The 3,227-nt window shown below is 36.4% G+C and carries 3 protein-coding genes; all 3 read left to right on the top strand.

Features of this window, described 5'->3' with window-relative positions:
• A partial coding sequence (locus PHI38_RS09830) for a recombinase family protein (protein WP_299855643.1) occupies positions 1-458 on the top strand: 458 nt, incomplete at its 5' end.
• Positions 459-460: 2 nt separating this feature from the next.
• Complete coding sequence (locus PHI38_RS09835) at positions 461-688, top strand: hypothetical protein (RefSeq protein WP_299855645.1); 228 nt, start codon at positions 461-463, stop codon at positions 686-688.
• A 69-nt stretch (positions 689-757) separates the two neighbouring features.
• Positions 758-3,139: an EcoAI/FtnUII family type I restriction enzme subunit R gene (gene hsdR, locus PHI38_RS09840; RefSeq protein WP_299855647.1), complete on the top strand. Its 2,382-nt coding sequence runs from the start codon at positions 758-760 to the stop codon at positions 3,137-3,139.
• Positions 3,140-3,227: the final 88 nt, after the last annotated feature.

Consider the following 3,227-nt stretch of genomic DNA (forward strand, 5'->3'; position numbering starts at 1 on the left):
AGCTTTTTGAAACTTTACAAGCTGGTGATCATCTAATAGTATCTGAACTTAGTCGTATAGGAAGAAGTGTCGTAAATGTTGTTACTATTGTAAATCAACTCATAGCACTTGGCGTAAATCTTCATATTCTCAAAGAACAGCTTTTTATAAAACCAAACGAGCAAAACCCTTTCACAGATTTCCAAATAAATATTTTTTCAGCTTTTGCACAACTTGAAAGAGATCTAATAAGCAAAAGAACAAAAGAAGCCCTACAAGCAAGAAAAGCAAAGGGAATAAAACTTGGCAAACCAGTTGGAACTATTCAAGGAAGCATTTACGATAAAGACAAAGAGAAAATCAAAGAGCTTCATAGTCTTGGTGTAACTCTTACAAATATCTCAAAAAAACACTTAGGTTATGGAACTATTAAAAGTCTAAGTGAATATGTAAAAAATAAACTTGATAAGGAGAAGTAGCAATGGAGCAAAAAGTATTTAGCGTGATGTCAGAAGAATTTGCAAAAAACTACGATTTTTACAAAGATTATGATGATATGGTGATCCACAAAGAGACAGGACAGATCTTTAAAACCAATTTCATAAATGGTATGGTTCAGTTAGTGCCAGTGAGTAATAATACAGCTATGGAAAAGATCGAGCAGGGGCTTAGTGAGTTTGCAAAAGAACTTAAAAGGCAAGGGTTTTAAAAGCAAAAAATAACGCTTTTATGCAAGATATGATAATATAAAAAACAATAATAATTTTAGGTTTGTAGTATGTCAAAGAAGAATTTAACAGAACGAGATATTTGTACAAAGTATATAACTCCAGCACTCATTGAGTCTGGCTGGAACTTGCACTCTCAATTTAGAGAAGAGGTAACATTTTTTACAAACGGTCGTATCTATGTTCACGGTAAGAGGATACGCAGAGGTGAACAAAAAAGAGCCGATTATATCCTTTACTACAAACCAAACATTCCTATAGCTATCATCGAAGCAAAAGACAACAAACACAGCATTGGTGACGGTATGCAGCAAGGTCTAAGTTATGCAGAGATTTTAGATATACCTTTTGTGTACAGTACCAATGGTGATGGCTTTTTAGAGCACGATCCAACTGAGTCTAATGGAAAACTTCAAAGAGAAATTAGCTTAAATAACTTTCCATCTCCAGATGAGCTTTGGCAAAGATATAAAAAATACAGAGGCATTGAAGATGATGAAGCCCAAAAAGTAGCACTTTCCCCTTACTACATTGATGATCCAAAAAGAGAACCAAGGTATTATCAAAAAAATGCCATCAACAGAACCATAGAAGCCATCGCCAAAGGGCAAAAAAGAATCTTGCTTGTTATGGCAACAGGTACTGGGAAAACATACACCGCATTTCAAATCATCTACAGACTTTACAAGTCAAGAAAAGCCAAAAGAATCCTCTTTTTGGCAGATAGAAACATATTGGTAGATCAAACAAAGATAGGTGACTTTAAACATTTTGGCGACAAGATGACTAAAATTACCAATAGAACTATCGATAAATCTTTTGAAGTTTATCTCTCTCTTTATCAAGCTATTACGGGTAATAGTGAAGAGAAAAAGATCTTTAAAGAGTTTAGCCGTGACTTTTTTGATCTGATTGTCATAGATGAGGCACACCGTGGAAGTGCAGCAGAGGACAGCCAGTGGAGAGAGATACTGGAGTATTTTGATAGTGCAGTACAAATAGGTCTTACAGCAACTCCAAAAGAGACAAAATATGTGAGCAATATCTCATACTTTGGTGAACCAGTTTATACATACTCTTTAAAGCAAGGGATTGATGACGGCTTTTTGGCTCCGTATAAAGTGATCCGATTATCTCTTGACAAAGATGTTGAAGGATGGCGACCATACAACGGACAAACTGATGATAAGGGAGAAGAGATAGAGGACAGAGAGTACAACACAAAAGACTTTGATAGAAATCTAATTCTCACTCAAAGAACAAATCTTGTAGCAAAAAAGGTTACTGAATATCTAAATGCAAATGACCCTTATATGAAAACTATCGTCTTTTGTGTAGATATAGATCATGCAGAGAGGATGCGACAAGCTCTTGTAAATGCAAACCCTGCTATGGCAAAAGAGAGTAGAAAGTATGTTATGCGAATAACTGGAGACAATGAAGAGGGTAAAAAAGAGCTAGATAACTTCATAGACCCAGAATCTACATACCCAGTCATCGCAACTACTTCAAAGCTTATGACGACAGGCGTAGATGCTCAAACGACAGGACTAATTGTACTAGATAGCAACATAGGTTCTATGACAGAATTTAAACAGATCATAGGTCGCGGTACAAGGATAAACGAGACTTACGGGAAACTCTACTTTACAATCATGGATTTTAGAAATGTTACAAGACATTTTGCTGATTCAGATTTTGACGGTGGTCCAGTTCAAATCTATGAGCCAAAAGATGATGACCCAATTACACCTCCAGATGAAGAGATACCAGAAGAGTTTAGCGACACGGTAAATGAGCCAAATGAGCCTTACGGTGAAACTCCAGATGTATCTATCACAGATGGCGAAGAGGGCACTTCTAAACCTACCCGTCACACGGTAAGCGGTGTGAAAGTAAAAGTTTTAAATAAACGAGTGCAGTACATCGGAGCAGATGGTAAGCTCATCACAGAATCACTTGTGGATTACAGCCGTAAAAACATCAAAAAAGCCTATGCAAGTTTAGATGAATTTTTACAAGAGTGGAGCAGTACAGAACAAAAAGAAGCGATCATCAAAGCTTTAAGCGATCAAGGTGTCTTTTTCGATGAGCTTGAGAGCGAAGTAGGTAAAGAGGGGCTTGATCCATTTGATCTTATATGTCACATAGCATTTGACAGACCAGCACTCACAAGAGCCGAACGAGCAGGCAAATTAAAACAAAACAGTTATTTTAATAAATACTCAGACAAAGCAAAAGCAGTTATAAACGCACTCTTAGACAAATATACGGAATCAGGCATAGAGAGTATAGAAGACATCGCAGTTCTAAAAGTACCGCCGTTTAACGAGTACGGAACTATGACGGAACTTACAAAACTTTTTGGCGGTGGCAGAGCTGGGTATCAGTCACTTATCAAAGAGATAGAACAACATTTATACGCATCGTAAACAATTTTAAAAGGAACAAATAAATTATGGCAGATATTTCAAATATCGTAAAATCAATTCAAAACATTATGAGAACAGATACGGGTGT

This window comes from Sulfurimonas sp., assembly GCF_028694895.1.
Lineage (GTDB): Bacteria > Campylobacterota > Campylobacteria > Campylobacterales > Sulfurimonadaceae > Sulfurimonas.

What these genes read in the sequence shown, in the direction of transcription:
- PHI38_RS09835 (WP_299855645.1), top strand. Translation starts at nt 461, where the DNA reads ATGGAGCAAAAAGTATTTAGCGTGATGTCAGAAGAATTTGCAAAAAAC.
- hsdR (WP_299855647.1), top strand. Translation starts at nt 758, where the DNA reads ATGTCAAAGAAGAATTTAACAGAACGAGATATTTGTACAAAGTATATA.